The sequence below is a fragment of the Pedobacter suwonensis genome (assembly GCF_044762335.1).
GTDB lineage: Bacteria > Bacteroidota > Bacteroidia > Sphingobacteriales > Sphingobacteriaceae > Pedobacter.
Genome location: NZ_JBIWEB010000003.1, coordinates 98847 through 118495 on the forward strand (window position 1 = coordinate 98847; position 19649 = coordinate 118495).

Consider the following 19649-nt stretch of genomic DNA (forward strand, 5'->3'; position numbering starts at 1 on the left):
TAATTAATATCGCTTAGAAAGCTGCTCTGATAGAGAAGGTTAAACTCCTGGTAAATGGATAGTTAATCCCTCTTTCTTCTTTTACCGACGACCAACGCAGTACATCATTTGCCGTTACCTGAAACATCAGGCTTGACATCGACAATTTGGATGCGATTTTTTTATTCATATCATAAGAAAGGTTAACTGACTGCAGGTTGATCAGGTTATCAGGTTGTATGAATCTTGAGCTGACATCTGTTTCGCCGTTATCTGCTATGTTCTTATAAAAAGATAAGTCGCCGGGTTGCTTCCATTTTTGCTCAAATACCCTTTTATCTACATTATATCTTGGGTCGGCATTTTCAACACGTTCTACCAGGGTGAGGTTATATTTATCGCCTCCAAAAAAAGTTTGAAACTGTACATACAGGCTGAACCTTTTATAATTAACGGTACCGCCAAAGTAACCGCTCACTTTAGGGTTAGGATCGCCAATTACCACATAATCTCTTTTATCATAATCGTACGTCAGCGTGCCATCTTTTTTGATGTATAATTCACGTCCATTTTCCGGATCAATGCCTAAAGAGCGGACCCCATAAATGGCATTAAATGGTTGCCCTTCGCTAAACCTAAGCAATGGAATACCCCTGTAACCTCCATCATTCGGCTTTAAAGATTGTAGTTCGTCTGCCCGATCATTGTATTTCTTTAAGGCGTTTGAAATTCTTACCACTTTGTTTTTATTGGTAACCATATTAGCGTTCAGGTTTACCGACCACTCTTTGCTTCTTACCGCCTCAACGTTTATACCCAGCTCAGCGCCTTTGTTCTCCATATCGCCAAGGTTTTCTTTATAAGACAAAAACCCTGTTGACGGTGGCAATGTAATATCGGCCAGAATATCTTTGGTAAACTTTTTATATATCCTAGGCAAAATCATTACGCGGTCTTTAAACAGCCCAATGTCAACACCGATATCCGTCATCCTGGTTTTTTGCCAGCCCAGATTTTCATTACCATAACTGTTTACATTGGCACCTATGCCTGATGAATACCAGTTTCCGGTGTTATACTTATAGATGGTTTTGGATAAATAAGGATCAAATTCTACCGAACCGGTTAACCCTGTAGATGCCTTTATCCTCAGTTGGCTGATTACAGGGTTATTCTTCAGAAATTCTTCCTGATGTACGTTCCAGCCTAATCCGAACGACCAGAACGGAGCGAGTTTATTGTTTACACCAAATTTTGAAGAACCATCAATACGAACGGTCCCGTCCATCAGATAGCGGTTTTTGTAGGAGTAGTTTACTGTAAAAAACGAACCGAATAAACGGGCCTTTTCCAGCCTGCTCTGTGGTTTTCCATCTTCTGCATAACCTTTGGCAAAGCCAATGCTTGTAAAACGATCGTTGGCAAAGCCTACAGCCGTGAATTCTTTCTGATCGCGCAATTCTGTACGGGCATTCACACCCACCAGAGCATTAAAATAATTTCCACCGATCTGTTTTAACCAGGTTAACCTGATGTTACTGTCCCAATAGGTTTCTTTCATTTCCCTGTTGGTATACTCCCCTTTTTCATCAATTTTATCGGTGGTATACAAATAATATTTATTGGCTTGTGGCGAGGTGAAGATATCATCGGAATTAGCTCGTGTAGTTAAACTCATTTGCGCCCTCAACCTCAGGTCTTTTGCCACTTCTAAATCGGCAGAAAGGTTATCAATAATTTCGGTGTATTTGGATTTATTGAAACTGCTCAAATTGGCATCGAACAACGGGTTAAATACATACTCTTTTGATCTGTCCTGCTTTTCGTATACGTCCGAAATCCTCATGGCCATACCATTGGCATCTTTTAATGGATAATAAGGATTCATCCTTACATAATTGGAAAAATCGCCATAGGGAGATTCTGTAGCACCCACTTGTGTTACGGATAATTCATTTCTGAACTGAAGTTTTTTCACATTGTATTGAAAACTCATTCCACCCGAATACTGATCTCTTTCAGAGCCTTTCATCGCTCCGGGCCTGTTTTGATAGCGAAGGTTTACATTGTAACGAAATGCCTGCGAACCGCCATCAAGATTTACAGCATGTTTATGACCTATAGTATTGCGCAACGGTTGTGACAACCAGTAACTATTTACCCCGCCAACAACATTGGCTTTTTTATGGTAATAAATTTCATCCAGCTGATCTTGAGGCACCTGTTGTTTAGAAGAACTATACAACCCGGCCAAAACTTCGTAATCCAGTTTTTCAGCAGCATTTAAAACCTGGTAATCGGTCAGATCTGCCGCAGTAAGATTCAGTTCGTAGTTATATTCTACACGCAGTTTACCTTCCAGTGGCGTTTTAGTGGTAATTACAATTACACCATTGGCCGCGCGCGAACCATAAATTGCCGTTGCAGCAGCATCTTTTAAGGAGGTGACTGATGCAATCCGGTTCACGTCGAGATCAAATACTTTTTGCACGCTCACTTCATAGCCGTCCAGCATAAAAACCGGCATGTTCGCCGTTCCAAGAATATCATCTCTTCTCAGCACCTGCCCGTCACCGCTGGGCAGCGCAGAAGCTCCCCTCACATTGATGGAAGGAATCCGGTTAGGGTTTGAACCCGCGAGGTTATTGTCAATCAGTTTAAAGGAGGGATCGAAAGTGCCGATACTTTGCAGCAAATTCTGTGGATTTACCCTTCTCAGCTGTTCTCCGGATATGGTTACTGCATTACCGGTGTAGTTATCCTTTTTAATGGTTTGATAACCGGTAACCACCACATCGTTCATCTGGGTCATCTTCGAAGTAAGCTTAACGTTTAACGTTTTAGTACCCGTAACCTTGGTTTCAAATAATTCATAGCCTACATAACTGAAAACCAAAATGCTTCCATCATCAACATTGACTTTGAATTCACCTTTTTCATTCGTGATACCTACACTGGCACCGTTTTTAACCGAAACATTAACGCCGGGAAGGGTTTCACCAGTAGCCTTATCAGCAACCACACCCCTTACCTCGATTTTTACTGCTACCCGCGCTGCAACAACCGGTAAATTTTCTTTCGGGCTGATTACGATGGTTTTGTTAACAATGTTAAAGCTCAGATTTTGATCTTTTAGAGAAGCGTTCAGTGCATCGGTGAGTGATGTGTTATTAAACTCAACCGTGACCTCAGGTTTATCCTGCAGCAATTGCCCCTTATAAAAGAAAAAATAGCCTGTTTGCTTTTTGATCTCTTTAAAAACCTGTTTAAGCGAGGTTTTTCTTCGAGAGAGCGTTACTGTTTGCGAATAGGTGGCTGCCGACAAATGTAAGGCACCTACCAATAGTAAGATTGTAGTCAATTTCATGACCAATAAAATTTTAGTCTTTACCCTCCGCATGTCGCACACGGGGTTGTAAAGGGTAGTTAATTTCATACCTTTGTTATGAATGAGGTTAAAAAATAGCAGCTGGGTTTCGAAGCAAGCTGCTTGTCCAAATTTCTACCGGAAGCGTTGCCACGCTTTCGGTTTTTTTTAAGGTATTCCGTTTAAATTTCTGGTAGTTTTTTCATCATAAAGTTTAGTTAGTTTGTGAATTGGTTGGTTGATTTTGCGGCTGTTTAAAGAGAAGCCATTCTTATTTAATTTCCTGTTATGGTAAGCACCTTGCCTCTAGCATCAATATGAACGTGGTTAAGTTCCAATATTTGAAAAACCTCCGCAAGGTTGCTGTTTCTTGGTATTTCTCCTACGTATTTTTCCGATGTAATTTTGCCATGATAAACTACATCTACATCATACCAACGTGAAATCTGGCGCATAATGCTCTGCAGATCGTCGTTATCGAAAGCGAAAACATTATTTTTCCAGGCCATTTCTTTATCTATATCTACCTGCTCATTCAGCGATAACCTGGCACTGGCAGCATTTAATAGCGACTGCTCGCCCGGGTGTAGATTTACCGAACCCGATGGTGTACTCACTTTTACGGCGCCTTCTAACAGCGTAGTTTTTACAACAGTTTCATCTCTATAGGCGTTGATATTAAAATGCGTACCTAAAACTTCAACCGTTTGTGCCGCTGTTTTTACCCTGAAAGGACGTGCACGATCCTTTGAAACCTCGAAATAGGCTTCGCCATTTAACTCCACCAGTCTTTCATTTTTTGCAAAAGCATACGGATATTTTAAGGTTGTGGCTGCGTTCAACCAAACTTTCGTTCCGTCAGGAAGATTTACCTGATATGTTCCCCCACGTGGTGTAGTAATCGTATTTGATCCGGTTACCTTTGCATTCGGGATTTCTTTAATGATGTATTCGAGCTGACCGTTTTTTGCTTTCCTGATCACAATGCCGCTCTGATCCGCAATCTGACCGTTTTTAGCATCATCCAGGTTAACAATAGTTCCATCTGCCAGCGTAAGTACCGCTTTGTTTCTACCTGGAAGTATATTTTTCAATTCGGCTTTAGCCGTTAAAGGAGCAGCACTATGCCGCGTAACAAAATATAACACAACGCTAAGGCATAAAATGATGCTTGCAGCGACTGCAATCCATTTAACAGTAACCAATTTTAATGATTTTCGGCCACGGTTTAAGCGGTTCCAAACTTCCTTTTTGCTTGCTGCTATAACGGAATGTTGGGGTGCATTTTTTTCAAATGGTAACTGGTGATACCAATCTTCCACAACAGCCATCTCCTCCGGCGTACAATTACCTGAAATGTACTTATCTAAAAGCTTTCTAGCATTTTTTTCCATTTAAAAAGATCTGTTTGGTCTGATTAATGTATATACGGCGAAGGTATAGGCCTGGGGGTATCAGTAAATTATATTTTTTTTAAAATAATTTACTGACAGCCTCAACTAAACAAAAAAAAGCATGAATTAATTTCACTAAAAGAACATTAGTGATAATTTTTAAACAAAAAAGCCACATAAATAACCAGTCCCAATCTCGATTTTAGAATTCGAAGTGCTTTTTTAACCTGTGTTTTAACCGTTAATTCAGAAAGACCTAATTCCAGGGCGATTTCTTTATGAGATTTATTTTCTTTACGGCTCAGAATAAAAATTTCGCGCATTTTGGGCGGCAAAGCGTCAATTTCCTGTTCTATTAACCTAGCCATCTGTTTTTCACGTACCATATAATCGGTCAGTACATGATCCTGATCGATATAATCCTGCAAAGAATCAACGTATCTGTTTTCTACTTTTTGATGTGCAAATACATCCAGCACACGGTTACGTACGGCGGTATACAAATAGGCTGAGAGGTTACCATCAGGCGCTACCTGCATACGTTTAACCCAAAGCGACTCGAACAATTGGTGCAAAACATCTTTCGCTTCTTCATCATCATTTAGACGCCTGCTGGCATGGATAAAAAGTAATCCATAAAAGCGGTTGTAAATTTCGGTAAAGGCAAGCTCGTCACCCTGAGTTAACAAGTATGCCAATTCGCTGTCAGAATATGAACGGTAAACACCCATAGAGATCAACACAAAGATAGTACAATACAATCGGTTTCATTGTATCACGCTGGCTGTTATCGCTCTAATTAGCTTTTGTTATCATTTTTTTACATGGCATCGCCCTATTTTGGGACAGGCACTAAATGAATCCGATTTAAAATCGGGATACTGCCCCTCGGGTTTAGGAGCAAGTTTTATGCGCCCTTCCACCTTTAATATAAAACGCAGCCGAGGCCACTTAGCCCCGGCTGCAGCATTACCCTGCAGCAACGAGGTACGAGGCAGCGAAGCGTAAAAGCAAAAGACGGGAACACACTCCCCTACACATAAAGGCCTTGCGCTCCCAATCAAGATGAATCATTAGTGTGTTTAAAAGATTATTGTTCAACTACTGTAACCGGGAAAATCAATTTTCTTCGGGGCTATTTCATCACTTTAGATTAAACCGTATCGGCCTTTTCTTTTTCGAAAACATGGGCAAAATGTTTAAAGGTTTCATTTGCAGCGTTGATGGCCTGTTCTTCTTCTTGTTCAGTTTTGGCATGCGCATTTAAAACAGCAATAAAATTGCCCCACATCATTCCCGTAGCCTCACCATAGCCGGAAAAGAAAGAAACGCCCTGGTTAACTCCTCCTTTTTCGAGCATTTTTACAATGATGCTTCCCCCCATGATCGAACCTTCCAGTACATATAAGGCGCCTAATGCCTGCACCGTATTTTCGATTTTTGGTACCGTTGTATAAGGTAGCCCGGAGATATCGCTACCAAGTTCCAAAATATCAGCTTTGATATACTCCGAATTTCTACGCTGCGCATAATCAGGCAGGATGGATTCGGTAATATATGGTTTGATGGTTTTTTCAATATGGCTGAAATAAGCATAAAAATGTTTCAGGAGATCTGCATAATCTACATTGTTCCTGATGGCTTTTAACTTCAAAACAACCTGTTTCTCTAAGTTTTGATGTGCAACTTTGGTAGCCTCTTTGATATTGGTACTTAACATGTGCTGTAATTAATGGTAATTGAATAATTAATCTTTATGTAAACGATAGGTTAATCCTGCCAGTACAATTCTTCCGGGCTGCCCCGGTATAAGCGGATCGGTATAATTTAAAATATTATCTAAGTTAAGCCTGATGCTTAAATGTTGTTTCATCAGCTTCTTTTCAAAAGCCGCATTGAGCATCCAAAAGCCATTTACAAAGGTATCATAACGGTCGATAAACTGGTTTCCATTCCGATCACCAAATGGATATTTACCCCTGTAATTGATCCGGATATTTAAACCGGCATCCCATGGACGGTAGTTATAAAATGCCTTGAAGTTGGCCATGTGCCGCGACCGGTTCTCGATCCCCCAATAATCAGCAGATTTTGGTGCATAAGAATTTCCGGTTGCCGGATCGTGGATGTTCTGGTTGTAGGGAAAATGGCCTGCTTCAATGCTGTCGATTACACTGAGGTCTTTGGCAATCAGGTACTGGTAACCTGCACTCAGCTCCAGATTTTTAACCGGACTAATGGCAAAAGCCAAATCTACGCCCTTATTCACAGCCTTTGGCAGGTTTTGATAGGTAAAGATATTACGATTTCCGGTACCCGTTGCTACCTGTATACTGTTGATCTGATTCCGTAAACTATGTTGAAAAACACCTGCCTCCAACTTAATATTGTCTTTAGGTTTCCATTCCAGACTCAGGTTTAAGGATGTACTTAGTTCTGCCTGCAAATTCTGATCGAGCTGGTTAAGCAGAAAAGTCCTGATCTCACTGATCTGTCCCCGCTTATCTAAATTATTTAATGTTTGCCTCAGCACTTCATTGCCGATTACCAGATAATTAGCCGCCGGATTATAAAACACCAGGTATCTTGATTTAAAATCCGGCGCTTTAAATCCTGTGCCGGCGCCCGTCTTCAACGTTAATGTCCGCATAATCTTATACTGCAGGCCAAAACTGGGGTTCAGCTTACTGCCATAAGCATTGGTTAAATCGTAGCGTAGTCCTGCAACCCATCCAAGGTTCCTGTTCATTTGCCAATCGCCCTGTAAAAAAGCGAAAGCATTGTTTACCGAACCCGGATTGGTTAGTGAAACATCGTTCATCATTTCGACGCTTCCCCCCAAACCACCTGTAAATTTAAGATCATTATTCAAGCCGTAGGCAAACTGCTGTTCAAAACGATGTAGGTTCTGCACAAAAACATCTTTGGTTATACTACTATGCGTTTGCTGCCAATCTACGCTTTGATCTGATCGGAAATTGGTATAATAATAACGGCTCATGCTGCGCAACCCTGACCGGAAATGATGATCGAAAGTGGCTGAAAGATTTAAATCCTGCTCGTCCTGACTGTCGCCGGAGATAATGCTCAAACCAAAATCTTTAGACATAAACGATTTCCTTAAGCCATACCTGCCGCTAAACCCCAGCGTACTGCCTGGAGTCAAACGGTACCTCACCCTCCCTTGCAAAGCATAATTATCATAAGGCGGTGCTGTAGTTCCCTGCCGGATGTACTTTGGATTGGTATTAAAACCATCGGTACGGTAATAATTTGCAGATAGGTTGGCCGCCCCCCGTTGCGATGCAAATGGTGTTTCGCCCTCCAGGGTTATATCAGTTATATTTAAACTTCCGTAACTGGCTGCAATTAATGCCTGCGGCTGTAGCGCACTATAGCGGGTAACAATGTTGATCGCCCCGCCAAGGGCCTCGCTGCCAAAGAGACAAGACGAGGCACCTTTAACGATCTCAATCCTTTCGATATTGGAAACGCTGATCCGGGATAAATCAAAATTTCCGCTGTTGCGACCAACCATAGGCTGTCCATCAATTAATATCATTACATATTCGCTACTAAAGCCCTGCATCTGTACGCCAACCGAACGGGCACCGCCGCCAATGTTGTTTACAATGGCAATGCCTGTTTGCTCTTTTAATACCTCATCCAATCTTCGGCTGCCCATTAGTTCGATGGTACGCCTGCTGACTACTGTAACCGGCATGGCACTTCGTTCCAGTTTCAGCAGATGATCAGGAGCAACACGATTTTCAGATACGGCCACCTCGTTAAGTTCTTGCTCTTCATCTGATAGTTTAATCATCAGGTGATTAACAGCTTTGGTAATTTTAATATTGGCCTGGTAACTTGCTTTGCCAACCATGCTTACCGTGATCAGGTAATTACCGGTAAACAGCTTCGTGAAACTGAAATTTCCCTGCTCGTTTGTCTCGGTGTTATGTCCATCCGGTTCGAGGCGTACGGTTGCACCAGGTAAAGCATTACCTTTATTGTCGGTAACGGTGCCTTTTAAAATTCCATCATCCTGTGCGGCCAATTTAAACTGGCAAAACAGAAGAAAAAATATAACAGCGTATAGTTTAAGCATATTTATTGTGGCTAAGCTTTTTTTGCCTTATCTTATTGTTTTCTTAACCTTAACCTGTTTTCGAACATAATGCTTTCTTTTGCAACAGGTTGCGAAAGATCATTTTTACCTGTAATCATTTTAGCTGTTGTGCCCCTTAGGTTTATCGTTTGTTTTGTTGTCTCATTAATCAGTTGCAAGGCCGCACTTAAGCAACTTTCAGCCGGGTCACCCAAAACAGGATTATCTGCACCCTTCACAGCAACGTCCGGTGGCATGCCTGTAAAATAATCTGACCAGCCATTGGCGTTTTGAATCAAAAAACTGCTCAGGTAAACACTGTATTGATCGATGTTGATGCCGAAAAAGCCAACGGGCTTGCCATAGGTTTTCTCTCCAATCAGTTTGACATCAAAATAAGGTTTTAAACTGCTGATCAGCATTTCGCTGGCCGATGCAGTATTGCCTGAAACAATAAAATAAACAGCCTGGATAGTCTGTAAATTTCCCTTTTTATTAAACTTATACGTATTACCGGCTATAGAATAATCTACATCAGCCATCGTAGCCACGCGGCCGCTGTAAATGGTTGTTTTTCCATTCGCATCCAGATAAGGTTGGTGTTTCAGTATTTTTGCGCTACCGTTCTGCATGGATGGGTTAAATACCTCGCTGTACATTACTTTACCATTCAGGCTGGCGGGCACAATCAAATCAGCTACATATTCTGCAGTTTCCAGATAACCGCCACCGTTGCTTCGCAGATCAATTACCATAACTTTTGGATTGGCTGCCTCAAATTCAGAAAAAACCTGGTCCAAAGCTGCTTTACTATTATTTAGTGGAGGAAACGAAGCCAAAGCCAGGTAAGCCACAGTTGTATTGGCATTGGCAATCAATGTACTGGCAAGCACAGCAGTGTTTGGCTTTGTAACGCCGGCAGTACTGCCGGGGATATTTTTCCCCACCTGAAGATTGGAATATTTTGGATTTTCGAAATATACGGGCAACTCGTAAGGTTGACCGGTAGCCGGGTTTATTTTAAGCTGCGATATATCAAATAGTTCTTTCCTGAACATGGTGATGTCAGAACCGACCCCTGCATATCTTTGCCTTGGATTAAATTCGGCATAACCAGGCAGTACATCGTTCCATAAGTATACCTGCTTAGCGTATAAAAAGATAGAGTCGAGCGTCAGCTGGCTTCGCGTACCTGTTGTAGGCGAAAAAATCTCATCGGCCTCATCAACAGCAACATTTGCCTTTTTACAGGCTGAAGCCGCTGTCAGCATCAGCGGGAGTAGCGTAATATATAACTTAATGTAACGTTGCACTGCAAGCTAGTTAATAATGGTAATCGCGTCGTCAAAATAATCTGATATTCTACCTGCAGCATAATATTCTCCTGCCGGATAATAATAGATAAATAGATCATACTGACCAAAAGGTAGGTTTTCCGGCACCTTTAAGGTTAACTGACCAGGTTTAACCTCTTTGATTGTAAGATCGTAAAACTGTTTGCTCGCTACATGCCGGATTGAAAATTTATTGATCAATTCGATCCTGTTTACCCCATTCAATGTAAACTCTTCTCCGAGCTTTAAAGTGGTTTTTATAGTAGCCAGTTCCGGGAAACTTATAAAAGGAGCGCCGGCAGTTATACCAAAGGTCCGTTCCAGCAGCACAGTTCTTAGCCCTGAAATAATCTTTAGCTTATAGATACCGTCCGGTATTGCGGTATCTAATGTTACATTTATAGCTATTGGGGTCAGTGTTCCTATAGTTAACGGTGTTTCAGTATTATTAGCTGTATTGACCAGGTAAACTTTGGTCTGATTTTTATCCGCTATGATATTATCACCACTGATGATTATATTTTTCCCTTTTATCGCAAAATTTTTGGAATTGTAGACAAAAACCCCTCCGGTTATATCGGCCTTAAGCAGTGGCTGATTGATTACCTTTTTGATCAGGTAAGCTTTGGTCGTGCCGTTTTGTGCCGTCACCACAAACTTAGTCGTTTCCTCAAAAGCCACACGCTGGCCTGAAGCCGGACTTATACTTGCCCTTTCGGATACCACAATATTTGGCGTAATGTGATCTGGTACAGGCTGCCCCGACGGCCAGTATATAATCAGGTTTTTTTCATCGATTACGGCTTTAACGGGTTCTCCGTTGGCATCTTTTACCGTAAAACTCAAAATGTCGGCGTAAGGATAATCTTCATATTCCTTTTTGCACGCACCGAATATGCTGAACAGGCATAAAATTAAAAGATAATACGAACTGGAAGAGAAGCGTTTATATATTGTATTCATAATCAATAATTATTAGATTTGCATTTTTTAAGACCCGCAAATATGGTCTTAGCCAAGGCTAACATTTTTAAAACGATTTGGGATTATTCCCTTATTTGGGTTTATTTATGATTTTTAGGGACGATAAGTCGTGTTTTCGTCCCTTTTTCTATTCAATTTCAATCAAGGATTCCCCCTGATTGATTTATTCCTTATTTTAATCGCTTAGTATGGAAATTAACGGTGGTATTATAGGTACCAGAGGTGGTTACCCCATCAAGCTGAACCACATAAAGCCTGGTAGAACCGGCAATTGTTGAACCGTTAGCCACTACAGCATATCTTTGCGCCACAGGTGTAATGGTACGGTTAATCCTGTCGTAATTATACCAGCCCACGGTTGTGCTGGTATTGTTGCCCAAAGTGCTTATTGCACCCAATGTAACAGAAGAAACATCAGCTAAAGTAATGCCGCTGACATTGGTTACTAACGGAGAATCATAATAACCAAGGTTATTGGTACCTGCAATGGTAATGTTTCCGTTAAAGTTGCTGTCGAAATTAACCTGGTTGCCAGTACTTGCCACCACATTGTTCAGTAAATCGTATCCAACCGGAGTCCATGTAGTAGGTGAAGTTGATGAATTGGTGACCACACCCGCCTCCGTAGCGCCCACAGCCAGCGTAGCAGTTGTATTTTGTAAAGTAAGTTTGTTATCGGGTTGAACAGCATCTTTTTTACAGGCAGTTCCTAATATGGCTAAAGTTGCAACAGCGAAAGTCAGTTTTAAAAATTTCATTTTCATTTTTTTAAGATTTATGATTTTTGTTATGTAAACGGGAATAATCTCCCCAATCGTTTTTCAAGTGGATAATGGTAAATGGATGTTATTTGGCCGTAACAGTAACTGCCCAGTTCAGGCCAAGCAATGGCCAGGTTCCAAAAGCTGCTGTTGGTGTATACACGCCTGGCGGCACAGTATCAGGAACACGGATAGTAGCTTCGGTACGGGTGTAGGAAACAATGGGCAATAACGTTTTCTGTCCGTTTACCATGATATAAAATTCTTTGAAATCATGTAATATCGTCTGCGATGAATTGATCTTGAACGTCTCTCCCTGTTTAACGGTAACCGGTCCGTAATTAATTCCAGGCCTGCCATAAACAACTTTTACCGGATATTTCATTTCTGCAGTTAAGGCCTGTACTTTTACCCTCACCTTGTAAGTTCCGGTATCCAGAGTTTGCGGAACCTGTAAATAACCATAGGTATAAGTTTTAACACCACCGATCATGGCTACTGATACGCCTGGTACACCCAGTGCCAAACTAGGCGCCAACTCATATTCCTTATTGGATTTATCTACCAGATAGGCCTTGATCTTTTTAACATCAGCGATATTAAAATTACCTTGCACCCGTACATCATACCCGCCAATTGCCATTGTATAGGTGTTGGTGGCTGTGGATAGTTCGGTGAGTGACAACGGTGAGATCTGATTAAGTTTAATGATTAGTTTGTAGGTAGAAGTACTTTGATCGGCTGCAATGACGGTATATGTTTTTTGGGCATCCAAAACCGCCACAGGAGCAGGCGTTTCACTCAACTTAGCCCCTGCCGAAAGTTTGATAACCGGCTCTATCACATCCAGTTCGTAGTAATAGGGTAAATAAAGCGTTATGGTTTTGTCGGTCTCATCAATGGCACCGAAAATATCTCCGTCTGATACGGCAACTTTAAATTCGGTGATTTTATTTGCAGGGATGGGCTCCAGACCTATTGTTTTCTTGCAGGCTGCAAGCGTGGCAACGGTTAATGCGATACAAATCAATTGCATTAGTTTATTCTTCATTTTAATATGGATATTGATAGCGTGTGTGTTTATTTAACTTCGAATTTTGTACTTCCCTTTGGCACCATTACAAATTCAAAAGTGAAATACATGTGTGGCGTGTTTCTAAACCATTTATCTGCAGTAAAGGCATCCTTATAACAGCTGATCATTTTGATCTTCGCATAATCGCCTTTGGCTGTACGGACAACAATGGTACGTTTCTCGGGCATGGCATAAGCAACATGCTGTTTGTTATAACTTCCGTCCCCTCTCTTGGTACCGCCAAAATCATATAGGTACCATCCCGTTCCTTCGCCAAAATCACCTTCATCGTCTGTACCAATGCTTTTATTGATGCTTAATGTAGCATCTGCCGGCACATCGGTAACCTCCTCAAAAGGCTTTTGCAATATGGCAATCGCCCCCGTACCTGTACTTCCTGCGCCTAAACTATTTGAAGACTGACCATTATTGCTACTTAGAAAACTGTTGTAAAGTCCATTAAAGCCAATATCCCAACGGTTGGTTTTGGCATACAATAAAGGAACAACGGCCCTGGTTTCTAAACTGAACAAAACAGCTGTTGGCGCTACCGTTGGATTCGCATCATCCGTTTCCACGGCTAAATTTTCTATCCGCTGCAGTTTATAATACGGTGTACCGCCTTCGGTATGGGTTGGCAGTTCTTTTTCTGCCCCAGGCGAAACGATTGTTTCTTTCTTGCAACCGGTAAAAAGTAAACTCCATATTAAACAGGCTGAGGCCCATTTAAGCGTATTTTTGTTTATGTTAATCACTGTATTCATCTTCTCTATCTGGTCTGTAAATTTTTGCTTCCATTCTGCTGCACGTAATATCTGAAGGTATAGTAAGGTGCAGGCCAGTTTAAATCGGTAACACTTGGCGGATTGCCCTTATAGGCATTAATTAACTGGAGTTTGGCATATTTGCCATCAGGCAGCCTGATGGCGTAGGTACGGTTGGGAATGGCCTGCATAATATGTGTATTGAGGCTGTAAAAAAACCACCCGTTGGAGCTGGATGATGATGCCCAACCGATTTTAGTTAAATCGCTGGTATCAAAAGCCTCATCAGTTGGCGCCTGCACAACTGTATCATAACTTTGTTCCAACATGATCACAGCACTATTGGCCATTCCTCCAAAACCAGGGTTATATGGATAAGCTTTATCGTTTACATAAACCTCACTGTTATATGGCCCGGTAAAAGCTAAATCCCAATCTTTTGTTTTTAACCATTGTAATGTATCGGCTGCATTGCGGATCCAGATCTGTTTCTGATCCCTCAATCGGAAAAGAAAAATATGAAAAGGCCGGACTTCTTTACCTGGAGTCCCACTACCCATTGCCGCCTGCGTATCGCCAGCCAGATTGGTAATCACAATGCTTTTACCATCCTGTAAAATATTATTTTGGTCTATTTCATCTTTCTTGCAGGAAGCAAAAGCCCCTGTTAAAAGCAACAGGCCCACCGCAATTGTGTTTTTGCCAACCTTATGTGGATATAGTTTATTTTTCATCAGTGTTATTATTTTTAATCATTCTAAATAAGAACACTGCAAACATCCAAATTAAGCGTCATAAATGGTTTGTGCAATCCGTATTTTAATTTGTGCAATCCGTATTTTATTTTGTTCAAAACGTATTTTTTCAATCCCGCCTTTGCTCAAATCAACAGAAAAACCTTAGTAAAATAAGATACAAACGTCTTTATATCAGTTATTTAAACACAAAAAGCTTTTACTTTTTATCAAAAATATATAACTAAGTTTTACTTAATTTCAATTTGAAACACTTGTATTTAGATTAATTAAACACTTTTTTTGTCTCATCAAGTAGCAGGTTTAAGCATGAAAAAATATTACGTCACAATTCTTATCATTTATTTCTCAATTGGTCTGCAAGTAGTTAAGGCGCAGGCCAGTCGTATCATTACTTTAAGCAGCGCGATTAGTGAAACCGTATATGCCTTAGGCTATGGCAAGTATTTAGTGGCAACAGACGTGACCAGCGTATGGCCCGAAGAAATTAACAGGTTGCCGAAAGTAAGCAGGAACAGATCTTTTTCTGTTGAAGCCATTATGGCCTATCGGCCAGATCTTGTGCTGGTTCCTGAAGGGGATTTTTCAAAAGAAAACCTCTACCAGTTTAAATCATTAGGCATCCGCGTAATTCCCGTCCGCCAGGAATTTTCGGTTGATGGTGCAACCAAATTCATCAGGCAGATTGGGGCAGCCATTGGCGATAAAGCCCGGGGTGAACAACTTGCACAGCAAACCACATTGCGAATCCGTAATACATTGAATCAGTTAAAAAAGGGCATTAAGGTGCCTAAAGTGCTATTTATTTATGCGCGCGGGGTAGGCACCATGAATGTGGCCGGAAAAGGGAGCAGCATAGACGCCCTCATCAAACTGGCCGGTGGCAAAAATGCGATACAGGAGTTTAGCGATTTTAAACCTTATACCACAGAGGCGCTGATTAAAAGCAACCCAGATGTGATTCTGATGTTTGATTTTGGTTTAAAGAGTTTAGGTGGAAAGGAATCTTTTTTAAATTTCCCTGGTGTAGCTTATACCAACGCCGGAAAAAACAAAAGGATCGTGGAGATGAATGGTCCATTGCTCATCAATTTTAGCAACCGCTTACCCGAAGCCGTTAAAGCCTTAAACAGTCAAATTTTCCAATGAGACGGTTATCAATATATACATTACTCAGCGCAGGCTTACTGGTTTCCATCTGTTTTTCGCTTGCTTCAGGCGCCATGCGCATTCCGATAAAAGAAGTGATCGACACGTTGACCCATAACCTGGGATTTACGCTGTTTGGAAATAGCGATCATGGTATTAACCAGAGCGTAATTATGATGATCAGGTTACCACGTACCTTGTTGGGTATATTGGTTGGTGCTGCTCTCGGCGTTTCAGGGGCAGCCATACAGGGTATATTCAGGAATCCACTGGCTGAGCCGGGCCTGGTGGGTATATCTGCAGGTGCATCTTTAATGGCAGTACTGATTATTGCTTTTGAAACCTTTTTATTTTCTGGTTTAAGCCAGCTCTTAGGTTATTATCTTTTGGCCTTTGGTGCTTTTGCCGGCGCAGGAATTACGGCTATGCTGGTGTACAACCTTTCGAAGGTTAACGGACAGGCCAATGTTCCGACCATGCTGCTGGCTGGTATTGCAATTAATGCCATGGCAGGTGCGTTAACCGGATTGGTTACCTACCTGGCCGATGAGCAGAAGCTGAGGAGTATTACTTTCTGGATGATGGGTAGCCTGGGCGGTGCCACCTGGCAAAATGTAGGTTGTTTGTTTCCTTTCGTATGTATTGCCGTGTTTGGCCTCCCGTGTTTAGCCAAAGGTTTAAATTTGTTTGCCATTGGCGAAAACCAGGTTGAGCTGATTGGCCTGAACCCCCACCGCATCAAAATCCTGGTCGTGGTAATGGCCACCATGGCCGTGGGTGCGTCGGTTGCCGTTTCGGGCATTATCGGTTTTATCGGTTTACTCATCCCCCACCTTTCACGTTTAATTGGCGGTGTAAACCACCGTTTTGTACTTCCGGTCTCAGCATTAATGGGCGCGTTGGTACTCACCGTGGCAGATCTGGTTTCGAGATTAATCGTACAGCCTATCGAATTGCCAATAGGCGTGGTTACTGCCCTGATGGGTAGTCCCGTTTTCCTTTACATCCTCATTAAAGACAAAAAGAAATTAGCTAATTAATTATCGGTTTATGCTTAGAGTAGAATCCATTACCTATAAATTGAACAAGAGGCCCCTCTTAAAAGACATATCGTTTAGCGTCAGGCCGGGCGAAATGGTTGCGCTTTTAGGATCGAACGGTGCCGGAAAGTCTACCCTGATGCGCTTACTTTCTGGTGAACGGAAGCCCGATAGCGGACGCATTATGCTATATGGAGATGATCTTAGGGATTATAAGCGAAAGATACTGGCCAACAAAAGGGCGTACCTGCAACAGCACAACCCGTTTACCATGGCTTTTACCGTGAAAGAAGTAGTAATGATGGGGAGGTATGGCTTTAAAGGCTTACCATCTGCAAAAAACGACGAGACTGCAGTATTAGAAACGATGGAACTTTGCGGATTGCTTGATTTTGCAGACCGCTCGATGCTTAGCCTTTCAGGCGGAGAGCAGCAAAGGGTACACCTGGCCAGGGTTTTGACTCAACTGTGGGATAACCCGGATGCTGTATTGCTGTTAGATGAGCCGACCAACAATATGGACTTGCAGTTTCAGCATCAAACGCTGTCTATCGCTGCTGCGATGGCTAAAAAAGGTTACATGATTATTGTGGTACTGCACGATGTTAACCTTGCTGCCCAATATGCCAGCCGGCTGATCATTTTAAAAGATGGCCGCAAATGGTGGGATGGTTCCCCCGCGCAGGTGCTTACACCTCAGCACATATATACGGCATTCGGCATTCACGCCCAGGCATATACAGACCAAAGCAGTTTAAAAACAGTTATTGTACCTAAAGAAATTAAACTTGATGCCGCAAAGTTCAATTCCAACCTGCAAGCTGCAGAGCAGCCCATTGATAATTTTGCAAATACCAATATCGATGAATTGGCGACAATCCAATCTGTACACTTGTAAATCTTTGCTCCTATAAAAAATAAAAATGACTTAATACCATTCAAAAGCTTCAATCTAATTATTCATTTCGCCTATCGTGCTATCCTGATTCCACATTTAAAAAACAACATTTCCGCATCCACTATTACTTTCCTAAAAACTAAGCCAGGCCATTGGTATTACCGGTGCAAAAAGTAAGAATATGGGGCTAAGCTTATCGAATCAGAGCCGCAAATCGCTGGGTAAAATCCCATAATACTTTTTAAAAGCATTAGTAAAACTGGCTTGATGTTTAAAACCGATATTTACGCCTACTTCGTACATGTTTTTTCCTTCCTCTAAAATCAACCTTTTGGCTTCCTCCATCCTCAGGCGGGTTACAAAATCGTAAATGGTACTGCCAAAATATTTTTTAAAGCCCGTTCTCAATTTAAATTCGTTCAGCAATATCATCTTTGAAAGTTGCTTATGGGTTGGCGGATTGATATAATCGCGCTCCAAAATTTCCCGGGCTTCTTCCAGCTTTGGAATATCGCGATCAAGCAGCGTTTCCCGGCCGCCCTGCAGGTGCTGATTAAACTGCTCCAGCTGATACATAATCAGCTCAGTAATGCGCGCATCAGTAAACAAACGTTTCAATTCTCCGTCCTGCCTGCAGGTAATAATGGCATCAATCGCCCTGTACATTTCTGGTGTCATAAAAAGATCCTGATCCGCAAAAGAGGTTGATATTCCTTTTTCCATTTCCTGTACAAACTGTTCATGTAAGGGAGAATACAGATCAACCAGGCGGAGGTAATAATCTTTTGAAAGAACAATCAAAAAATATACAAACTCTGCATCCGGTTTCACATCATAAGCTGCTTTTGCCGAGGGGATATATCTGATGTTATGTCTGCTCAATCCATATTTAGCTGGTGGATTACCTATTCCCGAAGTATTTTTGCGGCTAAAGATAAACTGACAGGTGATGGCCTCTCCTTCTACTTCAGTGAGGATGCGGGCCGGACCATCAAATTTCATCTCGGCGTGCACCAGGAACAGGCCATTGGTAGATAGCTGATAGTTTTTGATGGCTACAGGAGCGTCCTTAATGGCTATTGATTTTTCTGACAATCGATGATCAGGCACATACCGATCTGGAATTTCTTCGCTAAACAGAAAATCTTTTTGATGTGCTAGTCTTGCCTTTACAATCATTTCAGGTCGGTTATCATTTAATCACTTAACAGACAAATATAATATTATTATTTATATTAATTCTAAATAAGGATTGTTATTAATGATCATCTAATCGCGAAATCGATGCTAACGCGTTAGCTAATCGTATATTCATTGACCTTTTAGCGTGCTTAACGGGCCTTCTTTTTAGGGGTGCCAACCTGAACAAAATTACCTAAATGCTTTTATTTAGAGGGCTTTAAATCAGATAAACAAAGATGAACTCAATAGGATAAACTCACAAAATCTGTGTAAAACAGCGTTCTGTTATCCGCACTAACAAAATTGAAATGAATTTCAGCAAAAGACCTGAAGGAAAAAATTCCTATCTAAAAAAGAGCGCTGATTTAGATAGGAAAGAGAGATAATTTAAACCTGATGAGTTAATAGGTAGATATTAGTATGGTGATCAATCTCAAGATGAAAATGATACATCAAAAATTGAGGCACTTTTCTTTATGTCTAACTAAGATCGCATTTTGCACTCATTTTGAGTACTAACTTACATAGATCGGTGTATTTTCGTTATGGATAGGTGAAATTGGCAATTGAATCCACGGTTAACTATCAAAATACCCCGCCATTTCTACCTGTATTTTATACCATTTATGTTGCCGCCTTTCGAACAAAGCAAATAAATATCAGTTAAACTGCCTTCAATATAACCTCTTTAACTTTTAAGGTCAATGCAATCAGGAATTCCATTAATTATGAAATTTAAAAGGCGCTCTGACATATAATAATGGAATTTCATCATATAAATTACATCTAAAGAAGAAAATTCAAGGTAATACAGGATAAATTTTCTATTTTCAGAGCGAAAAGGTGTAATTTCGTTATA

15 protein-coding genes are annotated in these 19649 nt (G+C 41.3%); 3 read left to right on the top strand and 12 right to left on the bottom strand.

What is annotated here, in order from left to right; genetic code table 11:
• Window positions 1-13: 13 nt before the first annotated feature.
• From ACIQXP_RS06280 to ACIQXP_RS06330, 11 genes are all read right to left on the bottom strand, one after another.
• A complete protein-coding gene (locus tag ACIQXP_RS06280) occupies window positions 14-3346 on the bottom strand; it encodes a SusC/RagA family TonB-linked outer membrane protein (protein ID WP_387505082.1) in 3333 nt (1110 codons plus the stop codon).
• A gap of 275 nt (window positions 3347-3621) precedes the next feature.
• Complete coding sequence (locus tag ACIQXP_RS06285) at window positions 3622-4740, bottom strand: FecR family protein (RefSeq protein WP_387505081.1); 1119 nt, start codon at window positions 4738-4740, stop codon at window positions 3622-3624.
• Between the two features lie 146 nt (window positions 4741-4886).
• Complete coding sequence (locus ACIQXP_RS06290; RefSeq protein ID WP_293741157.1) at window positions 4887-5501, bottom strand: RNA polymerase sigma factor; 615 nt, start codon at window positions 5499-5501, stop codon at window positions 4887-4889.
• A gap of 392 nt (window positions 5502-5893) precedes the next feature.
• A complete protein-coding gene (locus ACIQXP_RS06295; protein WP_387505080.1) occupies window positions 5894-6460 on the bottom strand; it encodes a biliverdin-producing heme oxygenase in 567 nt (188 codons plus the stop codon).
• A gap of 27 nt (window positions 6461-6487) precedes the next feature.
• Window positions 6488-8848 (bottom strand): TonB-dependent receptor, encoded by a 2361-nt coding sequence (locus ACIQXP_RS06300; protein WP_387505079.1) that lies wholly within the window; start codon window positions 8846-8848, stop codon window positions 6488-6490.
• A 32-nt stretch (window positions 8849-8880) separates the two neighbouring features.
• Window positions 8881-10161: a S41 family peptidase gene (locus tag ACIQXP_RS06305; RefSeq protein ID WP_387505078.1), complete on the bottom strand. Its 1281-nt coding sequence runs from the start codon at window positions 10159-10161 to the stop codon at window positions 8881-8883.
• 6 nt (window positions 10162-10167) lie between these two features.
• Window positions 10168-11145, bottom strand: coding sequence for a DUF5018 domain-containing protein (locus ACIQXP_RS06310; protein WP_387505077.1), 978 nt, complete (start codon window positions 11143-11145; stop codon window positions 10168-10170).
• A gap of 191 nt (window positions 11146-11336) precedes the next feature.
• Window positions 11337-11924, bottom strand: a complete 588-nt coding sequence (locus tag ACIQXP_RS06315) for a hypothetical protein (RefSeq protein ID WP_387505076.1) — start codon at window positions 11922-11924, stop codon at window positions 11337-11339.
• Window positions 11925-12012: 88 nt separating this feature from the next.
• Complete coding sequence (locus ACIQXP_RS06320) at window positions 12013-12978, bottom strand: hypothetical protein (protein WP_387505075.1); 966 nt, start codon at window positions 12976-12978, stop codon at window positions 12013-12015.
• A 29-nt stretch (window positions 12979-13007) separates the two neighbouring features.
• The gene (locus ACIQXP_RS06325) at window positions 13008-13766 is read right to left on the bottom strand and encodes an HmuY family protein (RefSeq protein ID WP_293741164.1); all 759 of its coding nucleotides are present in this window, start codon (window positions 13764-13766) and stop codon (window positions 13008-13010) included.
• Window positions 13767-13771: 5 nt separating this feature from the next.
• Window positions 13772-14500 carry an HmuY family protein gene (locus ACIQXP_RS06330; protein WP_387505074.1) on the bottom strand — a complete coding sequence of 243 codons (729 nt, stop codon included), beginning with the start codon at window positions 14498-14500 and terminating at the stop codon, window positions 13772-13774.
• Between the two features lie 330 nt (window positions 14501-14830).
• On the opposite strand from ACIQXP_RS06330, the gene ACIQXP_RS06335 reads away from it, so the two are divergent.
• Genes ACIQXP_RS06335 through ACIQXP_RS06345 form a run of 3 tightly spaced genes read left to right on the top strand, consistent with a single transcriptional unit; the run spans window position 14831 to window position 17608 of the window.
• Entirely contained in the window at window positions 14831-15670 is an 840-nt protein-coding gene (locus ACIQXP_RS06335) for a heme/hemin ABC transporter substrate-binding protein (protein ID WP_387505073.1), read from the top strand.
• Window positions 15667-16710, top strand: coding sequence for a FecCD family ABC transporter permease (locus ACIQXP_RS06340; protein ID WP_293741167.1), 1044 nt, complete (start codon window positions 15667-15669; stop codon window positions 16708-16710). Before ACIQXP_RS06335 ends, ACIQXP_RS06340 begins: the two co-directional genes overlap by 4 nt.
• Before the next feature lie 10 nt (window positions 16711-16720).
• Window positions 16721-17608: a heme ABC transporter ATP-binding protein gene (locus ACIQXP_RS06345; RefSeq protein ID WP_387505072.1), complete on the top strand. Its 888-nt coding sequence runs from the start codon at window positions 16721-16723 to the stop codon at window positions 17606-17608.
• 201 nt (window positions 17609-17809) lie between these two features.
• On the opposite strand, the gene ACIQXP_RS06350 is transcribed toward ACIQXP_RS06345, so the two are convergent.
• On the bottom strand, window positions 17810-18787 hold the full coding sequence (locus ACIQXP_RS06350; RefSeq protein WP_293741169.1) for a helix-turn-helix transcriptional regulator: 978 nt from the start codon (window positions 18785-18787) through the stop codon (window positions 17810-17812).
• Between the last annotated feature and the right edge of the window lie 862 nt (window positions 18788-19649).

Coding starts and splice junctions, on each gene's coding strand:
- ACIQXP_RS06325 (WP_293741164.1), bottom strand. CDS start 13,766: ATGAATACAGTGATTAACATAAACAAAAATACGCTTAAATGGGCCTCA.
- ACIQXP_RS06310 (WP_387505077.1), bottom strand. CDS start 11,145: ATGAATACAATATATAAACGCTTCTCTTCCAGTTCGTATTATCTTTTA.
- ACIQXP_RS06280 (WP_387505082.1), bottom strand. CDS start 3,346: ATGAAATTGACTACAATCTTACTATTGGTAGGTGCCTTACATTTGTCG.
- ACIQXP_RS06350 (WP_293741169.1), bottom strand. CDS start 18,787: ATGATTGTAAAGGCAAGACTAGCACATCAAAAAGATTTTCTGTTTAGC.
- ACIQXP_RS06345 (WP_387505072.1), top strand. CDS start 16,721: ATGCTTAGAGTAGAATCCATTACCTATAAATTGAACAAGAGGCCCCTC.
- ACIQXP_RS06300 (WP_387505079.1), bottom strand. CDS start 8,848: ATGCTTAAACTATACGCTGTTATATTTTTTCTTCTGTTTTGCCAGTTT.
- ACIQXP_RS06285 (WP_387505081.1), bottom strand. CDS start 4,740: ATGGAAAAAAATGCTAGAAAGCTTTTAGATAAGTACATTTCAGGTAAT.
- ACIQXP_RS06335 (WP_387505073.1), top strand. CDS start 14,831: ATGAAAAAATATTACGTCACAATTCTTATCATTTATTTCTCAATTGGT.
- ACIQXP_RS06320 (WP_387505075.1), bottom strand. CDS start 12,978: ATGAAGAATAAACTAATGCAATTGATTTGTATCGCATTAACCGTTGCC.
- ACIQXP_RS06315 (WP_387505076.1), bottom strand. CDS start 11,924: ATGAAATTTTTAAAACTGACTTTCGCTGTTGCAACTTTAGCCATATTA.
- ACIQXP_RS06340 (WP_293741167.1), top strand. CDS start 15,667: ATGAGACGGTTATCAATATATACATTACTCAGCGCAGGCTTACTGGTT.
- ACIQXP_RS06295 (WP_387505080.1), bottom strand. CDS start 6,460: ATGTTAAGTACCAATATCAAAGAGGCTACCAAAGTTGCACATCAAAAC.
- ACIQXP_RS06330 (WP_387505074.1), bottom strand. CDS start 14,500: ATGAAAAATAAACTATATCCACATAAGGTTGGCAAAAACACAATTGCG.